Annotated in this window: 15 protein-coding genes; 7 read left to right on the plus strand and 8 right to left on the minus strand. The window is 57.3% G+C overall.

The genetic code is table 11. From position 1 onward, the window contains the following. Window positions 1-88: 88 nt before the first annotated feature. From ACQKPE_RS00145 to ACQKPE_RS00155, 3 genes are read left to right on the plus strand one after another with little or no spacing between them, the layout of a single operon-like run. Window positions 89-2,416, plus strand: a complete 2,328-nt coding sequence (locus tag ACQKPE_RS00145; RefSeq protein ID WP_427662753.1) for a putative bifunctional diguanylate cyclase/phosphodiesterase — start codon at window positions 89-91, stop codon at window positions 2,414-2,416. After that, window positions 2,404-3,276 carry a phosphate/phosphite/phosphonate ABC transporter substrate-binding protein gene (locus tag ACQKPE_RS00150; protein WP_427662754.1) on the plus strand — a complete coding sequence of 291 codons (873 nt, stop codon included), beginning with the start codon at window positions 2,404-2,406 and terminating at the stop codon, window positions 3,274-3,276. Before ACQKPE_RS00145 ends, ACQKPE_RS00150 begins: the two co-directional genes overlap by 13 nt. Further along, window positions 3,257-4,270: a site-specific integrase gene (locus ACQKPE_RS00155; RefSeq protein ID WP_427662755.1), complete on the plus strand. Its 1,014-nt coding sequence runs from the start codon at window positions 3,257-3,259 to the stop codon at window positions 4,268-4,270. The genes ACQKPE_RS00150 and ACQKPE_RS00155 overlap by 20 nt, the downstream gene beginning before the upstream one ends. A gap of 370 nt (window positions 4,271-4,640) precedes the next feature. Here ACQKPE_RS00155 and ACQKPE_RS00160 read toward each other — a convergent pair whose 3' ends face one another. The 7 genes from ACQKPE_RS00160 to tssI all read right to left on the minus strand — a co-directional run bounded on the left by ACQKPE_RS00160 (window position 4,641) and on the right by tssI (window position 13,428). Further along, a complete protein-coding gene (locus ACQKPE_RS00160; RefSeq protein WP_427662756.1) occupies window positions 4,641-4,937 on the minus strand; it encodes an AHH domain-containing protein in 297 nt (98 codons plus the stop codon). A 398-nt stretch (window positions 4,938-5,335) separates the two neighbouring features. Beyond that, window positions 5,336-5,788 (minus strand): SMI1/KNR4 family protein, encoded by a 453-nt coding sequence (locus ACQKPE_RS00165; RefSeq protein ID WP_427662757.1) that lies wholly within the window; start codon window positions 5,786-5,788, stop codon window positions 5,336-5,338. A gap of 40 nt (window positions 5,789-5,828) precedes the next feature. Then, window positions 5,829-6,266, minus strand: coding sequence for an NTF2 fold immunity protein (locus tag ACQKPE_RS00170; RefSeq protein WP_427662758.1), 438 nt, complete (start codon window positions 6,264-6,266; stop codon window positions 5,829-5,831). After that, complete coding sequence (locus tag ACQKPE_RS00175) at window positions 6,244-10,470, minus strand: RHS repeat-associated core domain-containing protein (RefSeq protein ID WP_427662759.1); 4,227 nt, start codon at window positions 10,468-10,470, stop codon at window positions 6,244-6,246. The genes ACQKPE_RS00170 and ACQKPE_RS00175 overlap by 23 nt, the downstream gene beginning before the upstream one ends. Window positions 10,471-10,474: 4 nt before the next feature. Further along, window positions 10,475-10,942, minus strand: coding sequence for a DcrB-related protein (locus ACQKPE_RS00180; RefSeq protein WP_427662760.1), 468 nt, complete (start codon window positions 10,940-10,942; stop codon window positions 10,475-10,477). A 40-nt stretch (window positions 10,943-10,982) separates the two neighbouring features. Then, window positions 10,983-11,564 (minus strand): hypothetical protein, encoded by a 582-nt coding sequence (locus ACQKPE_RS00185; RefSeq protein WP_427662761.1) that lies wholly within the window; start codon window positions 11,562-11,564, stop codon window positions 10,983-10,985. Window positions 11,565-11,574: 10 nt separating this feature from the next. Continuing rightward, window positions 11,575-13,428: a type VI secretion system tip protein TssI/VgrG gene (gene tssI / locus ACQKPE_RS00190; RefSeq protein WP_427662762.1), complete on the minus strand. Its 1,854-nt coding sequence runs from the start codon at window positions 13,426-13,428 to the stop codon at window positions 11,575-11,577. A 714-nt stretch (window positions 13,429-14,142) separates the two neighbouring features. On the opposite strand from tssI, the gene ACQKPE_RS00195 reads away from it, so the two are divergent. The 4 genes from ACQKPE_RS00195 (at window position 14,143) to ACQKPE_RS00210 (ending at window position 16,662) form a co-directional block, all read left to right on the plus strand. Next, entirely contained in the window at window positions 14,143-15,600 is a 1,458-nt protein-coding gene (locus ACQKPE_RS00195) for a polymorphic toxin type 46 domain-containing protein (protein ID WP_427662884.1), read from the plus strand. After that, window positions 15,597-15,893 (plus strand): immunity protein Tsi6 family protein, encoded by a 297-nt coding sequence (locus ACQKPE_RS00200; RefSeq protein ID WP_427662763.1) that lies wholly within the window; start codon window positions 15,597-15,599, stop codon window positions 15,891-15,893. Before ACQKPE_RS00195 ends, ACQKPE_RS00200 begins: the two co-directional genes overlap by 4 nt. A gap of 88 nt (window positions 15,894-15,981) precedes the next feature. Next, window positions 15,982-16,299: a hypothetical protein gene (locus tag ACQKPE_RS00205; RefSeq protein WP_427662764.1), complete on the plus strand. Its 318-nt coding sequence runs from the start codon at window positions 15,982-15,984 to the stop codon at window positions 16,297-16,299. Between the two features lie 99 nt (window positions 16,300-16,398). After that, on the plus strand, window positions 16,399-16,662 hold the full coding sequence (locus tag ACQKPE_RS00210) for a hypothetical protein (RefSeq protein ID WP_427662765.1): 264 nt from the start codon (window positions 16,399-16,401) through the stop codon (window positions 16,660-16,662). 249 nt (window positions 16,663-16,911) lie between these two features. On the opposite strand, the gene ACQKPE_RS00215 is transcribed toward ACQKPE_RS00210, so the two are convergent. Continuing rightward, window positions 16,912-17,187: an immunity protein Tsi6 family protein gene (locus tag ACQKPE_RS00215; protein WP_427662885.1), complete on the minus strand. Its 276-nt coding sequence runs from the start codon at window positions 17,185-17,187 to the stop codon at window positions 16,912-16,914. Between the last annotated feature and the right edge of the window lie 522 nt (window positions 17,188-17,709).

The raw sequence follows: 17,709 nt of genomic DNA on the forward strand, positions 1-17,709 counted from the left end.
CTCAATCAAGGCAAATTGCCACCAGTCATTCCACTGTCACAATCCTGTCTTATTTTTCTCACTACCACCCCGGCAGGAAGCACCCCTCGTGAACCGCCGCTCCCCCTCCGCCGCAGGGCTGCTGCCCCTGCTACTGCTGCTGTTGTGCGCTATCACCCTGACCTTCCTGTGGGGGTTGCACATCACCCAGAAATCCGCTGCGCGCCACGACGCCTTGGCCGCCAAGGCCGCCGAGCACCTGAACCTGGCGAGTATCGTCGCTGAAAGCCTGCGCCAACTGGTGGACCGCGCCCAGGCCGTGGGGCGGGTGAGCCAGGACGACATGAAAAGCCTGCGCCAGGGCAACCTCAGCCTGGCGCGGCTGCTGGCCGAAGACCCGGTGTTCAAGCGCATGAGCCTGTATGGGCGCAGTGGCCGGTTGTTGTCCGCCAGCCATATCGACGAGCCACCGCAGCTGCCACAGGAGTGGATCGAGCAGTTGCAGCAGCATGTGGCCCACCATGGTTTCAAACCCTTCCTACCGCGCATCAGCGTTCCGGCAGGCGCACCAACCCGGCCGAACTGGCGCTTGCCGTTCCTGCTGCCGTTGACCGACGTGGCCGGCCGCGAGCTCGATAACATCCTGGTGGTGCAGCTGGACATCGGCTACCTCGCCGTCTTGTTCCAGCACATCGACCTGGGCCGCAGTGGCCTGATGCGCCTGATGCAGGACGACGGCCAGGAGCGCTTGCGCATCGACAGCAGTGGCGTGGTAGTGGCCGGTGTGTCGCTGACACCAACGCTCCCCGAAGGCGAAAGCGCTGCCGGGCAATTCACCCAGTACGCCTACGACGGCGACTACCAAAGCCTCTACCGCCGGGTCGAGGACCGTGGTTTCAGCGTGGTGGTCAGCCAGCGCCACGACGAGATCCTGGCCGCCACCATCCTGGCTTATGAGCGTCAGTTCTGGCTGAACCTGTGCATGACGCTGCTGATGCTGGCGGGCTTGGCGGGCAGCCTGGGTCTTTTGCGCAAGCGCCAGGAGGCCTTTAGTGCCTTGGAACATGCCCAGCAGGTCAACCAGCAGTTGATCGACCGCCTGGAAGATGAGCACCGGCGCAGCAGCCATGCCGCCGCCACCGACCACCTCAGCGGTTTGCACAACCGGCGCCAGTTCGTCGAGGTCGCCACCCAGGTGCTGGCCCAGCAACGCGGACGCAGGCGCCTGACGGCGATCCTGTTCATCGACATGGACCGCTTCAAGTCGATCAACGACTCTCTTGGCCACAAGATCGGCGACCTGTTGCTACAGGCCGTGGCCGGGCGTATCCAGCGCCTGCTCGAGCCCGGTGACGAGGCCTCGCGCTTCGGTGGCGACGAATTCGTGGTGCTGCTGGCCGGCGAGCGCAGCGAAGAGCACATCAATGCCTGGGTACGCGCATTGGTCGAGAAACTCTCGGCCACCTATGCGCTGGATGGCCAGGAGGTCAACACCAGCCCCAGCGTCGGCGTGAGCATCGCCCCGCGTGACGGCCAGGACATCGACAGCCTGATCCGCTGCGCGGACGCGGCCATGTACTCGGCCAAACAGGCCGGGCGTGCGCAGTACCGCTTCTTCGACCCCTCGCTGAACCTCTCGGACATCCAGGCCTTCACCCTCGAACAGGCCTTCGGCAATGCCTTGGTCGAGCGCCAGTTCGTGCTGCACTTCCAGCCGCAGATTCGCCTGGATAATTCACAGGTGCTGGGGTACGAGGCGTTGGTTCGCTGGAACCACCCCGAGTTCGGCCTGCTCTACCCCGACCGCTTCATCGGCCTGGCCGAGCGCAGCGGCTTTATCGTCGACCTGGGCTGGGAGGTGTTGCGCCTGGCCTGCGAGGAACTGGCGCACTGGGCCACCCTGGCGCCGGACGCTTGCCTGGCGGTGAACGTCTCGGCACTGCAACTGCGCCAGGCCGATTTCAGCGACCGCCTGCTCGACACCCTCGAGCAACACGGTATCGCCCCGCAACGCCTGGAGCTGGAAATCACCGAAACCACTGTGCTCGACCCAGAAGGCACTGGCCTCGACCATCTGCACCGGCTGCGCGCAGCGGGCATGGGCGTGAGCCTGGACGACTTCGGCCGTGGCTATGCGGGCTTCGCCCACTTGCAGGCACTGCCGCTGTCGAAGCTGAAGATCGACCGCGCGCTGATCGCCCCGCTGTGCAACAGCCATGACGACAGCCCGATCGTCTCCTCGACCATCATCCTGGCCAAGCGCCTGGGCCTGGCCGTGGTCGCCGAAGGCGTCGAAACCCGTGAGCAGGTGGTGTGCCTGAAGCTTGCCGGCTGCGATATCGCCCAGGGCTACCACTTCAGCCGACCGCTGTCGGCCGAACAACTGCGCCAGTACCCGCCCTTCAACGCCATCCGGGAGCAACCATGCGCCTGCTGAAAGCCCTGGCGGCCCTGACCTTGGGCCTGCTGCCAGCCGTTGTCGCACAGGCTGATTGCGCGCCGCGCAGCCTGCGTTTGGCGGTGATCCCGATCAAGGACGCACAGGTCATGACCCATGAGCACCAGGCCTTGTTACAACGCCTGGGCGATGCCAGCGGCAGGCCGGTGGAGCTGGTGGTGGCCCCGTCCTACGAAGCGGTGGTCGATGCCATCGTCTCCGGCGGTGCCGACATCGCCCGCCTGGGGCCTGCGGCCTACGTGCTGGCGCACCGCCTCGATCCGCGCGTGGAGGCCTTCGCCACCTTCACCCTTAGTGCCGGCCCTTACACACCCGCCGGCAACTATTACCACTCCCTGCTGCTGACCCGCGACGACGGCCCGGCCACTATCGAGTCCTTGCGTGGCAAGCGCGTGGCGCTCAGCGACCCGTCGAGCACCTCTGGCAGCCTGGTGCCCAGTGTCGAGTTCGCCACCCAGGTGACCACTCCCCTGCCCCATTATTTCGGTGCGCTGGTGTACGCCGGCAACCATGACAAGGCGCTGGATGCGTTGCTGCAAGGACGAGTGGATGCCGCCTTCGTTGCCAGCGAGCGCGCCGACGCCTACCTGGCCACCCACCGCCTGGCGCCCGAGCGTTTCCAGGTGTTGTGGCGCTCAACGCCGATCCACTACGACCCCTATGTGTTCAGCCCCGGTCTGTGCGCCGCGCTCAAGACGCGCATCCGCCAGGCCATGCTCGACGACCCGAAAGCCCTGGCGCAATTCGTCACCAGCCAGGACGCCAGCGGGCTGGTAGCGGTCAGCCACGAAGATTACGCCCCGCTGGAGCGCATGATGGATGCCGCGGGCCAGCAGTGACGGCCTGATCTCCCAAGACAGCCACGCCCCGCTGGTTTATCGTGTCGCCATGACCGATATCGAGCGCTATGTACGCGCCGCCACCCGTGACAACACCCGCCGCAGCTACCAGTCGGCCATCGAGCATTTCGAGGCGCACTGGGGCGGTTTCCTGCCCGCCACTGCCGACAGTATCGCCCGCTACCTGGCCGAGCACGCCCAGACCCACGCCGTCAGCACCCTGCGCCAACGCCTGGCCGCCCTTAGCCAATGGCACGTCGCCCAAGGCTTCCCCGACCCGACCAAGGCGCCCCTGGTACGCCAGGTGCTGCGTGGCATCCGCACCCTGCACCCGACACCACCGCGCCAGGCCGCGCCTCTTTTGTTGCAACACTTGCAAAAGGCCGTGCACTGCTTCGAGCAGGAAGCACTCGCAGCACGTGAGCGCCACGACCTGCCTGCGCTGATGCGTGCCCGGCGCGACGCCGCTCTGTTGTTGCTGGGCTTCTGGCGCGGCTTTCGTGGCGATGAGCTGGCGCGTTTGCGCGTGGAGCACATCCAGGCCGAGGCCGGGGTCGGTATCACTTTGTTCCTGCCCCGCAGCAAGGGCGACCGCCAGGCGCTGGGTGTGCAGCACCGCACCCCGGCGCTCAAGGCGTTGTGTCCGGTGACGGCGTACCTGCAATGGATCGAAGTGGCCGGTATCGCCCAGGGGCCGGTGTTTCGCAAGCTGGACCGCTGGGGCAACCTGGCGGACGAGGCGCTGCACAGTAATAGCCTGGTCGGCCTGTTGCGACGCATGCTCGAACGGGCTGGGGTGCCGGCTGCACTTTATACGGGGCATTCGTTGAGGCGCGGTTTTGCGACTTGGGCGTCGGCTAATGGCTGGGAGCTCAAGGCGTTGATGAGTTATGTGGGGTGGAAGGATGCCAAGTCGGCGTTGCGTTATATCGATGGGGCGCAGGGGTTTGGGGAGTTGGCGGTTGCTGGGCCGGTGATGCTTGTTGGCGAGTAGCGGTGTGGGCTCTGTACGAAAAGAGATGTCACAAATACCGCATGGGACAAGCCAGCGAGAGCAGCAAAAAGGGACAGATTTGGTTTTTAACTCAAATTAATGAAGATTCGAAAATTAGAGTTGGAAAAATAAATCTGTCCCCTTTTGGCCCCATGCAGAGCCCAAAAATTTCATTTATTAAAGATCATACCGCAACAATGTATTTTTCAAAAAAGTATCCGACACTTATGCTCTATCTTTAAGCTCTCAGGAGCTGGCTCATAAGGTTCCCATTCAAATTTCTCGCAATTGAAAAAGCCGGCCATACTGACGGGACACCCCTCCCCCGTCGAGTCATAACTAATGGCATAATATTTTTTTCCATTTTCACTCATAGGAGGCGCCCCGTAACTGCATCCACAACAAACTTATTGGCTTCGAGCCCTTCTCTTGCAAAACTCTGATTTTTTCCAACACCCAGCGCTAACTGGGTATCAGACAGCTTTTTAGCTTCAAAAATCCTATTTAAATTTGAAACCTTTGAATCGATCACGTCAGTATATTTCCCATGACTTGACCAATGCCCGGGAAGATTTGTTTTTTGCGTCAAGCCTTTACTGCCAGGTAGAAAAATCCCATTTGACGCTCCATCACCATCAAAGCCAACCGATTTAAGTCGTTCAAACATTTTGGCATATTGTGAGAAAGGGGACTAGAGAAAGGGGACGGATTTATTATTCAACTCAGAACAGTGAAAATCAAAAACTAGAGCAAGAAAAATAAATCCACCCCCTTTTGCTGAAAAATCAACTCCATTAAACAACTTAAGCTCAGCTCCAAGTATTGGTTATGCACAAGCTAACTTGGCGTAATAAACCGGCCACCATAAGCCTGCCAGCAAGCAGAGTTTTTATATAAACACCCCATCAACGCCTTTTGCAAAAAAAATGACCTCACCTAAATTCCATGACATGCGAATACCTTGTCAATGCTTCTTTATATTTTTTTGAGAATAAACAGATTTAACTACAACCTTGCCAGGCTCAGCCAGCATTGATTTCAAGTGTACAACCGACAAATCAAGCCCTAACATTTTTTTATACCAACAACCTCTTCGATACTTGGCTTCCCTCCTGTAGCAATGATGTCACCTATTCCACCCGTATCTTCGCCCTCATCATCTTCTATGAAGTCTAACAGTTTCTCTAAAGATACGAATTGCTCGGACTCATCTAGCGATGCGCTCCCTGAATCCACAAGCAAAAAACCACTCTTCCCGTTTTTACTAATCAGCACCAAACGGCCACCCGAGTCATCCCCAACTGCAATCATGTCTTTGAAATTTTTTTCGACTTCAAATGTGTTATTACGCTCCTCAATGCTGCTTACAGAATAAATTAATACCTGGCCATTCAGAAGTGCCCCATCACTTTTTTTCCAAAACTCGACGATCCATGACTCGATAAAAATACCAAGTCTCTCACATAGAGCCTCGATAATTTCAGCAGAGGCAGATCCATAACACTCAGTAAATATCACCACTGTCACACCCTAAAGAGCACACCCTCTACTGCGATCACTAAACATAAGTTCTTTGCCATTTCTTATCACTTTGCAAATCTCGCCTGCCAACCTTACATACACCACCTTCCATGACCAAGGTCAATTTAAAAGAAGCGCGCAACCCTGTTTTTTTTCTAATAATGACTGACGCCGTACTTCCCCCACCTATACATACATCGATTTCATCATGTGCCAAATCATACTCCGGCCATCTACCGCAAACAATATTTTCAACTCGATCATAGTTTCGACCTTCGTCTACGACATACTTTTTAAAAATAACCAAAAGATCAGCCCTCATACTTTTCTCAAGGTCTATTTCTGAAGCATCCTCTGAAAAAGCTTCTAGACTTTTTTCGTAACCTGATGACTCCCACTCATACATAGCAGCCATAAATCCCAGCAACGTATCTCGATACTTATCACCAAGATTAGTTATTGAATATTTTTCCATCGATTAGATCACCATTCCTGAACACACTATAGAGGACTTTAGTAGGCCTTGTACCACCGGCTCCATATTTGAAGATCAGCTCAACATCTACCGGGCCATTATCAAATACATCTTTAGCAATTTGTTTTTCAAAATCTTTAAACAACCCACGATTGACCTTTGAAAGCTGAGGGAACACACCGTTCTTACCTCCAGAGCCACCCAAAAGCTTCCCAATTATGTGGCCTGCATCATCGTCTGAATTCCCCAGCATACGTGCCCACGCCCGTGATGACTGGTTGGTTGCAGTACCTGTTTTCAGATCACTTTTAGTGATCCTAGCGGTGGCCTTCAGGGGCTGACCCGCAACTCCACGGGTTACGTTTGTTGATACACACCATCCTAAAGGATCAAGCCAGCCGCTCGGATTAGGAGCATAACTGTAAAGGTTATCACCTCCTGCTAATCCTATTGGGTCTTGAGTTATAAACCGAGCCACTGCCGGGTCATAAAGGCGAAAAGTGTTGTAGTGCAGATGAGTTTCTTCGTCAAAATACTGTCCCTGGAAACGTAAATTTTGCTCGATCTCATTGATCGTCAGCTGCTCAATCGAACCCCACGAGCGATACGTCGCCTGCCAGACGATTTCGCCTACGCTATTGCTTAGCTCCAACGGCGTACCGATCTGATCGGTATGGAAGTAATAGACCTTCTGCTCTTCCCCCTCCGCCTGGTCCACGCGCGCCAACGGCGCATAGCTACCCGGCTCGTAGAGATACAGAATGCTCTGCCCCGGCGACTCTTCACGCAGCATCCGCAGCCCTTGCCAGAGGAAATGCTTCTGTTCCGTCACGCCTTCGATTTCTGCGGTCTTGGCTACCCGCCTCCCTAAGCTGTCATAGCGGTACGCGCCCGTGCTCTCTAGCTTGCCGTTGACCAGCGTCTCAGCGCGCACCAGCCGGTTTTCGCAGTCATAAGCAAAGTGCTGCAGCTTGCTATGCCCTGAGCGCTTCTCGATCAGATTGCCCCACGGGTCGTAGCGATACTCCTGGTCCCGCCAGCGCTTGATACGATTGTCCTTAACTTTCTCCAACTGCCGCGCATTGAAGTCCAGCCGGTTGGCGGCGGGGTCGTAGCGGAACTCTTCGCTGCCTACGAGCGAACCCGTATCGCGGCTGTGCAGTTGGCCGTTGGCTTCGTACTCGTATTTGATCTCGCCGCGTAGCTTGTCGAGGGTGCGTACCAATTCACCTGCCGGGTCGTACTGGTAACGTCGGTGAATCGGGTTGTAGGCGTGCTCCACCAACAACGAGGTATTGATGCCGGTGTTGTGCACCTGCGACAGCTTGTCGGCGGGCAACGTTGACGCAAACTGCCAGGCCTTGCGACCCATGGCGTCGTAACCAAAGCAACTGGTGAGCTTGCCCTGCGTGCGATACACCTCGCGGTGCAGGTCATCGCGTTCCATGTCGCTGATGACCTGGCCATCCAGGTTGATCTGGTGCAAGTGCCCGCTGCCGTAGTACAGGTGATTGACCTTGCGCCCGTCTGGCAGGGTGAGCGTGGTGAGGTTGCTCAGCGGGTCGTATTCGTAGCCCAGCACACCTTGCGGTGTAATTTCCTGGGTCAGCCGACCGAGTGCGTCGTAGGCATATTCCAACTTCTCCTCGGTGACCCCGAGCTGCTTGCCCGCACCTGTTGGATAGCGCTGAATGTTCAGCACCCGATCTGCATCGTCGTACTCGAAGGTTTGCCGTGCATCGCGGTTGACCTTGGCCAGTAACCGGCCAATCGCATCCCGCTCAAATACGGTATCGCGCTCCGGTCGCTCAGCGTTCTCGCCATAGCCAATCTCATCCAGCCGAGTGAGATACCCGCCCGTGTTGTAGGTGAACCGGCGCGTGAGGTTGTCCACCCGCACTTCTTCGATCAGCCGGTCCGAGGCGTCGTAGGCAAAGCGGTAGGCTGCGCTGTTCTCGTTGACCAATGCAGTCAGGCGCAACGCCTTGTCGTACTCGTAACGAACCCACTGCCCTTTGGCATCCTGGCGGCTGCTGGGCAGGCCACGCGAGGTGCGCTGTAAGCGGATGGTCTGGCCTTTGCCGTCGGTATGGCTGAGCACTTGGCCGAGGGTGTTGTAGGTGAAACTTTCCGCCGTGCCGTCCGAGTGCTGGATGCTCATCACCTCGCCATCCGGCTTGCGCTCCAGCGTTGTGGTCTGGTTCAGCGCATCGGTCACGGCCACCAGGTGCTGGCGCTCGTCATAACGGTAGTACGTGCTCTTGCCCGAACAGTCTTCGAAGCGCTCGACCTGGGCGTAGGCGTTCCACCACAGGTACTTGGACTTGAAGTTCGCATCGATGATCGTGTGCGGCAGACCGTCCTCGCCGTTGAGGTACTCGGTCTTGTGGCCCAGCGGGTCAACCTCGGCGATCAGGTTGCCCTTGCCGTCGTAACGTGATGTCCACACGCTGCCGTCCGGGAAACGGGTTTCGGTCACCAGTGGCGTGGCAAGGTGGTGTTTGTAGCGGATCTTGCGGCCCAGGGGGTCGGTTTCCTCGACCAGCCTGCCGAAGTCGTCGTACTTGAGCGCCAGGCGATTGCCGTCTGGCAAGGTGAAACCGATGATGTTGCCGAATGCATCGAAGTCCATGGCGTAGCGCTCGCCGCCGAAGTCTCGGCTGGCGATGACGCGGTGGTCTTCGTTGTAGTGAACCTCCAGCTCACGCCCCAGCACATCGATGGCCCAGCTGGTGCGTTGGGCGACGTCGTAGCGGAACTGGTAGTGCTCGCCATCGCTGGTCCAGTGCTCCACTACCCGGGGCTTGTCGTGCTGGGTTTGCCAGCGGTATTCGCAGATCAGGCCAAGGGCATTGCTGTGGCGAACCATCAGGCCGTCGGCGTACTGGAAACGACGGACAGAGTCACCGTTGCGGTTGATGACCTCGCTCAATTGGCCGTTGTCGTCGTAGCGGTAGCGCACCAGGGTTTCAACGGCTTGCTGGTCGACGATGCGTTTGACATCGGTCAAACGGCCCAGCGGGTGGTCGTAGTGCAGGTGTACGCGAATGCCGCCGGTGGCGCTGATATCGGTCAGCGTACCTTGCGGGGTGCGGGTGAAATGGAGGAAGTGGCCGTGGGCGTTTTCAAGACGCTGTAGCGGTACGGCGCTGTTGTTGTCCGGTACTTCACCGAAATAGAAGAACAGGTTGTCCAGCGTCTGCAACAGATAGTGGCCGCCTTCGGTGCGCACCAAATGAATTTTTTCGTTGGGGTTGAAGATGCTTTCGCCCGGTTCCAGGTCAATGAAGGGAACGCGGCGCCCTTGGTTATCGGTGTGATAGACGAACCCGCCGCTACGGCGCAAGCTCTGCTCCCAAGGCAGTACCCAACCTTGCCCCAGTACGCTGTCGACAGTCAGGTCGCTGGCATAAAACCTGGACCATTCGATGGGCATCATCCCTGGCAGGACAAAATCGGGCTCGTTGGCCAGTAGCTTGCGGCCGTTGGTCATGTCCACCGGGTTACCGGTAAAGCCGCCAATCGCACGTTCAATGGCAGGGCCGATAATAAAACGCCCCGCAAGGTAGCTACCGGCGATGGTGGCGCCGGTCTGCAACGCGCAGGGGCCGGCAGCCTTGAGGCCAGCCTGTAGACCCAAACGGCCAACGGCCAGTACCGACCGCCCCATGGATGCGACGATCATCAACACGTCGACGGTGACGCGCAGCCACTCCGGCACCTCATCGTTCACCGGCAGGTAACGCTGCGTACCCCCGCCAATGAACACATCGCTGGAACCGCCCGAAATCTTCGCGCCGCAGGTTAGCTTGTCGCCTTTACGCGAGGCCGCTACCCCATTGATGAATACATTCGCAGAGCCTTCCGCGATCAATACCGGCGGTGGATGCTTTTCGCATTTTGCGGTGCTGAGCTCGGCGTGGGCGGCATTGCGGTTGTTGATGAACACATTGGTCGAGCAACCGGCCAGCTCGATCTGCCCCGCCGGTGAGCTGAACATTGAGCCGAACTTCTCGCCCAGCATTGGCAACAGGCCGGCACCTATACCAATGGCGGCGCCCAACAAAAAACCGCCAAGACCTGCTGTGCAAATGGTGAAGGCCGCAGCAGTCGCAATCGCAAGCCCAATTACCGCCCCGGCGAGAAACCCGGCCAGGGCGCCGGTGTGTTCAATCTCATCACCCCAACGCGCTGCTTCGAACATGGGCTCAGTCCTGAGTGGCGTCGTCGGGCGATGCAGCGGCATCCTGCCGCGGCTGGAAACTGCTCAACAACTGTAGCCAGCCCTCGTTTTGCGGGCCACTGAAGTCTTTCTGGCTAGTGGTGGAAAACACCAGAATACGGCCCGGGGCGATTTCGAACGCTGCCTGGCGTTGATACACAGGCCGACCTTCGTTCATGTAATAGCCTTCGACCTGTATCCCTGCCAGCGGCTGGGTGGAGGAAAGCTGTGCAGGCTTTTTATTCAACACGGTGTAGCCACGAAGCTTGGTCGCGATCAACTTCACCTGGCGGTCGATGTAGGCCGTGAGGTCTTCGGCAGCTAAAAGGTTGTCCCGCGATAACGTGATATTGAGTGGCGCGGGAACGTTGCTGCCCAGGATGAACATGTTCACCGTGCGGTCCTGGAAGCCTTCCGGCAGCGTGATAGATCCTTCCTGAAGCTGATAGTCCATTGCTTTCAAATTCCATTGAAACGAGAAAAAGGTGTGCTTACTAGGCCGTCATGCCAGCAAGCATGGCGTCGAACGCGATCAACCAATCGGCCAGGCGCGCCTGGTTCGGGTCTATCTGCGTGGACACTTCGAGCCACTGCCGTGGTTGGCCATCATCGTGGGCGATGATGGTGCAGACAGTACGGGCGTGCCGTTGCTCCTGACCCGCAGGAAACAGGTAATCGAGCGCCAACGCCGGGTGCCCTGCCAGCAAGCACTCGCTTTGGCGTATCAGGGTCATTTGTGCATGACGATCACGTAGGTTCTTCACATACAGCTCAACCGCTTTGGGCAGGTCCAGACCCTCTGGCGCGATTCTGCGCCGCGCACTGAACGTTACCTCGCAAGTGGCGAACGCCAAGGTAGTTTCGATATCGCGAAAGCTGAAGCCCAACGGCACCTGCATATTCAGCCCTGCAATGCAAAAGGCGTTCTGCTCGGCATCCAGGCGCAGCACCGGAACCGGCACGGGCATCTCGCTCAAGGCTTCGGCGGCCTCTCGTTCCTGCTCGGCCTGTTTCCGTGCGAGCGCTTCGGCGGCCTCACGCTTTTGAGAGAGCCTGTCGTACATGTTGGTGAGCATCGCCTATGCCCTATTCATTGATGTCGACACGGTCACCTTTGACGAAGGTGTTCTTGCCGAGGATGTCGATGTTGTCGGCTTCGAGGGTGATGCCGTCGGGGGTCATGATGATCTTGCTGCTGCCTACCTGTAGCAGGATGCTTTCCTTGGCGCTGACCTGAATGAACTTGTTGTCCACCTGCAGGGTGTACCCGCCCTCCTGCACATTCACCACCGTATCTTTCTTGATGGTCTCGGTATGCGCGCCCCCCACCGTAATCGTCCGGTTGTTCCCCACATCATGGGTTTCATCCAGCTCGATCTCGGTGTCCATGTTGCGCTCGGCGTGCATGATCACCTGCTCGGCGCCGGCCTTGTCTTCGAAGCGGAAGAAGTTGGCGGTACCGCCGTCGCCTTTCATCGACCGGGTCAGGAAACCACTCTGGGTCTTGTTCGCCGGCAACGACCATGGCGGGGTGTTGCTGCTGTTGTACAGGCTGCCCATGATCAGCGGGCGGTCGGGGTTGCCATCGAGGAACACCACCACCACTTCGTCGCCCACACGCGGGATCTGGATGCTGCCGAAGCCGCCGCTGGCGCCGGCTTGGGCGACGCGGACCCAGCAGGAGCTGTGGTCGTTGTGCTGGCCCTTGCGGTCCCAGTGGAACTGGATCTTCACTCGGCCCAGCTCGTCGGTGAAGATCTCCTCGCCCGGTGGACCGACGATGATCGCCGTCTGCGGGCCAGAGATGGTCGGCTTTGGAGTGCTCAACTGCGGGCGGAACGGGATCTTCTTGCGCACGCAGGTGAAGGTGTTGAAATAGCTGGCCTGCTGGCCGCTGAGGTAATTGTTGTGGCCTTCGCTTTCCACGCTCATCAACAGGAATTGGCGGTCTTCCACCGCGCCCTGGTCGTGGGTGTAGTGCTGCAACAACTCGAAGGTGTAGCCAGGCTTCATGGCGCGGCAATTACTCGCCCCTTCAAACTTTTTGCCACGCAGCTCCAGCGCTTCGATACGCAGGCGCAGCAGGGTTTCGCCTTCGTCGTAGGTGCCGTGGGTGTACTGGCCGGGGAAGTCGTAAACTTCGAAGTTTTCCACCTCGCCCTGCTTGTTCTTGCTGTTCATCGCCACCGGCAAGCGGTTACTCGGCTGGCGATAGTCGAAGGTTTGCGTAGCCATCTTGCCGGACTGAAGCTGGCGGTTGCCGCTCCATTGCGTGATGGAGTCTGCCGACTCGGTCACCGAGGCGCTGTGGAAGCGAATCTGCGGTTGTTCGGGGAGGTCGACGAGCATGCTGGAGTCGTCGCAGATGATCATGGTGTGGCTTTCGGCGGTGTGCTCGAAATAGTAGAACATCCCCTCTTCCTCCAGCAGGCGCTGGACGAAGTTGAAATCGGTTTCGCGGTATTGGGTGATGTAGGTGTAGCGCTTCTGCGGGCGAGTCAGGCGAAACTCGTGACGGGAAAACGCCGGGCACAGAGCGAACACTTCGGTGACCACTTCCTCGACCGTATTGCCCTGGAAAATGCGCGTGTCGAAGCGGTTCTTGAGCATCGAGAACCAGGGGTTGAGGGTGGCGGTGTAACGAGCCATGCCACCGTCGCTGCCGATACTGGCAAAGCGCGTGAGGTAACCGGTGATATGGCGCGGACCGCCCTCGGCCAGCTCGATTTCAATACTGACCAACTGGCCCATCATCGACTTCAGCGCCACGCCGGAGTCTTCGCATACCAGCAGCAGTTCGTAGTTGAAAGCGCGCGACAGCCCCTCGTCACCCTTGAAGGTTTCCAGCAGCAGTTCCTGCTCGGGGTTGGCCAGGTTGTGGAACTTGAACAGACGGCGGTTCTGCGGCGAAAACAGCGCGGAGGCCAGGTCCATGATCATGCAAAATCTCCTTGAAAACACGGCCAGCACGCTTGCGCGGTGCTCAGCTACCACCCTGCTCTTGCGGGTATGTTCGGCGGGCGCGCGTCGCACGCGTGCCTTGCGCAACCTTGCGACTGTCGGCATGACGAAAAGTGCCATCACGCACGGAATTTAATGCGACCTGGTTCACATTCAAGATTCCCAGGCAGGCAGAACGGCCCAAAGGAGACACCGGCAAAAGTTTCCCTGTCAACCGGCTGTAGCCCAGGATAGGCGCGGTATACGGTGAAAATAAGCAGTGTTAAATTGCCATCATTCGATCACTTTATCGCACCGGCCAGGCAGCTCCTTGCTTATTCCTAACACCCATCCTAGAGGCATTTTCAGCTGTGCAAGACAAGTGCTCGCTCAAGTGCACCGATCACGTCAAATGGCCACCTACTCCCTCGAGCGCATAAAAGAAGAAATTGTTTCATAACGTGCACTGGCTCACTTTTCTGAGCTTTCCAGATTGCGGCCTTTGGCCATCAGGAACGCGTCTAGTACTGGCACTTCCTATTGCCGGAATCGGTATGGATACTCTGGCAATGCCTAATTGCCATCATTGCTGTGCCGAGTCTCCATGGGAACAATAAACACCCCGTAAGGATTTTCTCGCGCGCGCCAAGGTCTGACGCGCCATGCTGCGCTCGCATCGAAGTGCCGCTTACCGACATGGACAGTGAAGCGAAAATGGATCTTTTACCCAACATCCCCAGCTGGGGAGACATCGAGCGCAACCTCGAGCAGAAATTCAGCGACCTCAACCAGAGCGTCGACAGTGGCCTGAATAGCGCCCACGAAGCCTGGAACGGTTTCAGCCGACGGGTAAGCAATGGTGCCACCCAGGCCTACGGCTACCTCGGCGGCCAGCGCATCGACAACGTCCGCCATGCCATGGCACTGTCGTATCCGATCATCCAGGACAACCTCAAGCGTAAGTGGTCGTCGATCGGCATCGAACAGATCCTTCCGGTGCTGCTGCAACTGGTCAAGGAAGTGTCGATGATCCTCGGTGGCAGCGTGGCGGTCGGTTCGCTGGCAGGCGGTGTGGCCGGCGCGTTCGCCTTCGGCGTCGGCGCGGCCCCCGGAGCGGTGGCGGGTGCCGGTATCGGCCTGCAGGTGGGCAATCTGATCCTCATGGGCCTGGGCCTTGCTTGCATTGCCGAATACTTCTACCAAGGCCTGCCGGCTTGCCTGGCGACCTTGCAGCAAGGCATGGCCACAGCCTGGTTCGCCGAAGATGGCCTAAAGCCTGCCGGGCTGGACCCAAGCGGCGGCTCTGCGGCGCAAGCTCAAGATCGAGTCGAGCGCGCAGCGCGTCAGTTGGCCCGCGGACAAGAGCAGTTGGTGTTGCTTTTGCTGACGGCCATTGTCACCTACCTGACGCGGGGGCAGATGAAGGCTGGGGTGATGAGCAGTATGGAAAACATTGCCACGCGTAGTGCTCGCTTGCAGGCTGAAATTTCCAACAAGCAACTGGCGGCCTGGTTGGCGAAGAACGAGCAGAAGTTGTTGGCGCAGCCAGATTTGCAGCTTAGAGAAGTCACACCGATCTCTCGTGCGCAAGCGCAACCGGAGCCATTACGACCACTGTCCGATCGACCGCCCATTGCCCAAGCACCGGATAAGCCAGGCTTGACGGAAATTTCCCGTAGAGAGTATCTGAACAAGAAGTTCGGTCGAACGGGTAATTTGGCACAGGACATCAATATACGAGGCAACCAGGAAACAGCTGTCAACTTCTTCAAGTCGCAGGGCTACAAGCCTGCCGATTACGAAGGTTACATGAACGGCTTGGACTTCACTCAACCTGTCTTCACGGAAACAATCAACCGGGGCAAGACACTTTGGCAATTCCAGGTGCCCGGCGGCCGGCAAGGCATGTGGTACTCTCCTACCCCAGACGTGGTGCCAGGGCAACTGGGGATCAACCCGCTTGGACAAATCTACAAAACCGAAACCATCGTGCCCAAGATCGTGAACGTCTACCAGAGCACTGAGAAGGTCACGCTGCTGAGGAGCACCTCGGCACCGGTACTGGATACCTGGTCCGTTCCTTCCCAACCCTATAACGCCATTGGCGGTGCTCGGCAGATGACCTCTGGCCAACGCGAGCTCTTCAAACTGATAACACCAGGTACATTATGAAACCCACAACCCCCCTCGGCTATGTACAGAAGGCTATCGATATCACCGCGCAGCGGAACAAGGCCTGCCCCGTTAATCCCATCTATGGGATGCTACTCAACCAACTCGACTATGTAAAAGCCGTGTTCGAAGGGCGCGAGCAAGATAAATCGAAACTCCACCAACTCAGTATCGGTGCCATTGCCTCGAAAGAATTCGAAGAAAATGACCCCGAGTTGGCCAGAGCACTGAAAGACGCCTATTACGTAGCCATCCAGTCGGCTCGTGGTCTCAAGATTCAACTGCCCGATTGATTGCCGACGTTCGACCAGCCCACATCGAGCATCGAGTTCGAGCCACTAACGAAAGCTACAGACCATTCACCCAGCAGGTTGTGCCACGATGGACATTTACGCACTCCGGCAGAAATCGATAGCACTTCGCGTCATCATTGACCGACTAAAGTCATGCGACCCCGCCGCCATGAAGTTGAGTACAGCGCTGAATCCTTTGTTGTATGCGGCAGAACAGCAGCGGATCCGCACACCGGTGGAGTGGCGCGATATCCCTGGGCGCTACCTGTTCACCGAAGCAGGGCTGCAGCAGTATGCCGATCTCGAGCACGCCTTCGCCGAGTTTCGCATCGAGCTGACCGGGGGCGAGTCTCCTACCCTGCGCCGACTAAAGGAGAGCATGAACGAAAAGCCGAACAGTGAGTGAGATGGCGGGAAAATCTACATTACGGCTGTACCTGATGATGGCATCGATGCCGGCGCAGTTTCTATAGAGCTATTCTACCCCCCTGCTCTGAGGCGCATAATGAAATTCAAAGACCTGTTTTTCAGTCGACAGCACATGTTCTCCATCGGCATCGAAGAAGACACCAGACAGTATTACGTGTCCTTCCCTGTGAGCAATGGCATGGTTGATTACGAAGAGTACTATGCGATTGACACTGAGATATTCCAACTATTTCTGGATGATTCCGACGCAGCACTTGCGTTTGTCATCAAATGCCGCAACAGAGAACTGGATGAACTGTTGATCATCAAACCAGGGACGAATCGCGGTACCGCCTTCTAGAGAAAAGTTACGCTTGTAGGGCCTATACAGCAGCTTACCGTGACTTTGAAGAGCGGTACGTTGCGTTCTACATAAAGCTCATCGACGGGAGAAGCTCGAAAGCGTTTCAGATGCTACAAGAAAAGATAATCAGCACTACTGATCGCTGGGGCATAAAAATGAACACGCACAACCTGAAGGTCACTGCTAAAGCGCTCCGTGAAAACCTTGAGGCGCTTGAAAATGAAAACTCCGATGCCAAGATTATGCTCAACACCTTGCCGACTGAATGGTCACGTAATACGCATCTTTGAGGGCCCTGGCCAGCGCTGGATCATTCTCCTCGAATTCCTTCGACGCAATAGCACCTATGCTGAGGCGGTGGAGTTTCGATTTGTCCTTTTCCCGCCCTTCAAACACGGCTTTCACATAGTCGAGCTGATTGAGCAGCATTCCGTAGAACGGGTGGGTTGGGCAGGTTTCGTAGCGCTGAGCTGTGAGATCGATCGCTTTTTGCACGTAGCCGAGGGGTGATGTAGGTGTCATGGCGTTCCATTTGTCGGAGGCGGGTGAGGGCTTGTTGTCGGTAAAGCGTTCAAGGGCGCTTTCGGCTGTTTTACAAAAGTTTGCGACTGAATTTTTAATCAGGCTTTTTATTTTTGGCTTGAAATTTTTCAAAGGAACTCCATTTTTCTCCATCGATCAATGCCATGTAAAAGTTGGCAAGTAGCTCGCTGAGGATGCGGTCGTCCTGCAAATGGGTTTCCGGCAAGTGACGATAACCAGGTATGTCTCTGGCCTCCATGGGGGTATGGATTTCTCCCTCTTCAGCTCTCAATAAGAGGTTGCGCAAGGGGGCTAAAAATTCAACTACCCAGTGGGTCTTGATTCGTTGGTGGCCAAGACAGTCTCAGTTGCACTGCCTCTTTCATGCACGCGTGTCTGGTTTTTGCGTGACCACAAACCTCTGTCCAGCAATTTTCACCCATCCAAACGCGTGCATCTAATCGCCCTGCCCCACCATCCGTGCGACGCATTCCGTCGCATTGCCATCATCAAAGTCGATAA

The sequence above is a fragment of the Pseudomonas sp. NPDC089554 genome, assembly GCF_050280645.1.
GTDB lineage: Bacteria > Pseudomonadota > Gammaproteobacteria > Pseudomonadales > Pseudomonadaceae > Aquipseudomonas.

What these genes read in the sequence shown, in the direction of transcription:
- ACQKPE_RS00205 (WP_427662764.1), top strand. Translation starts at nt 15,982, where the DNA reads ATGGACATTTACGCACTCCGGCAGAAATCGATAGCACTTCGCGTCATC.
- ACQKPE_RS00170 (WP_427662758.1), bottom strand. Translation starts at nt 6,266, where the DNA reads ATGGAAAAATATTCAATAACTAATCTTGGTGATAAGTATCGAGATACG.
- ACQKPE_RS00185 (WP_427662761.1), bottom strand. Translation starts at nt 11,564, where the DNA reads ATGCTCACCAACATGTACGACAGGCTCTCTCAAAAGCGTGAGGCCGCC.
- ACQKPE_RS00160 (WP_427662756.1), bottom strand. Translation starts at nt 4,937, where the DNA reads ATGTTTGAACGACTTAAATCGGTTGGCTTTGATGGTGATGGAGCGTCA.
- ACQKPE_RS00155 (WP_427662755.1), top strand. Translation starts at nt 3,257, where the DNA reads ATGCCGCGGGCCAGCAGTGACGGCCTGATCTCCCAAGACAGCCACGCC.
- ACQKPE_RS00175 (WP_427662759.1), bottom strand. Translation starts at nt 10,470, where the DNA reads ATGTTCGAAGCAGCGCGTTGGGGTGATGAGATTGAACACACCGGCGCC.
- ACQKPE_RS00180 (WP_427662760.1), bottom strand. Translation starts at nt 10,942, where the DNA reads ATGGACTATCAGCTTCAGGAAGGATCTATCACGCTGCCGGAAGGCTTC.
- ACQKPE_RS00150 (WP_427662754.1), top strand. Translation starts at nt 2,404, where the DNA reads ATGCGCCTGCTGAAAGCCCTGGCGGCCCTGACCTTGGGCCTGCTGCCA.
- ACQKPE_RS00215 (WP_427662885.1), bottom strand. Translation starts at nt 17,187, where the DNA reads ATGACACCTACATCACCCCTCGGCTACGTGCAAAAAGCGATCGATCTC.
- ACQKPE_RS00195 (WP_427662884.1), top strand. Translation starts at nt 14,143, where the DNA reads ATGGATCTTTTACCCAACATCCCCAGCTGGGGAGACATCGAGCGCAAC.
- ACQKPE_RS00200 (WP_427662763.1), top strand. Translation starts at nt 15,597, where the DNA reads ATGAAACCCACAACCCCCCTCGGCTATGTACAGAAGGCTATCGATATC.
- tssI (WP_427662762.1), bottom strand. Translation starts at nt 13,428, where the DNA reads ATGATCATGGACCTGGCCTCCGCGCTGTTTTCGCCGCAGAACCGCCGT.
- ACQKPE_RS00210 (WP_427662765.1), top strand. Translation starts at nt 16,399, where the DNA reads ATGAAATTCAAAGACCTGTTTTTCAGTCGACAGCACATGTTCTCCATC.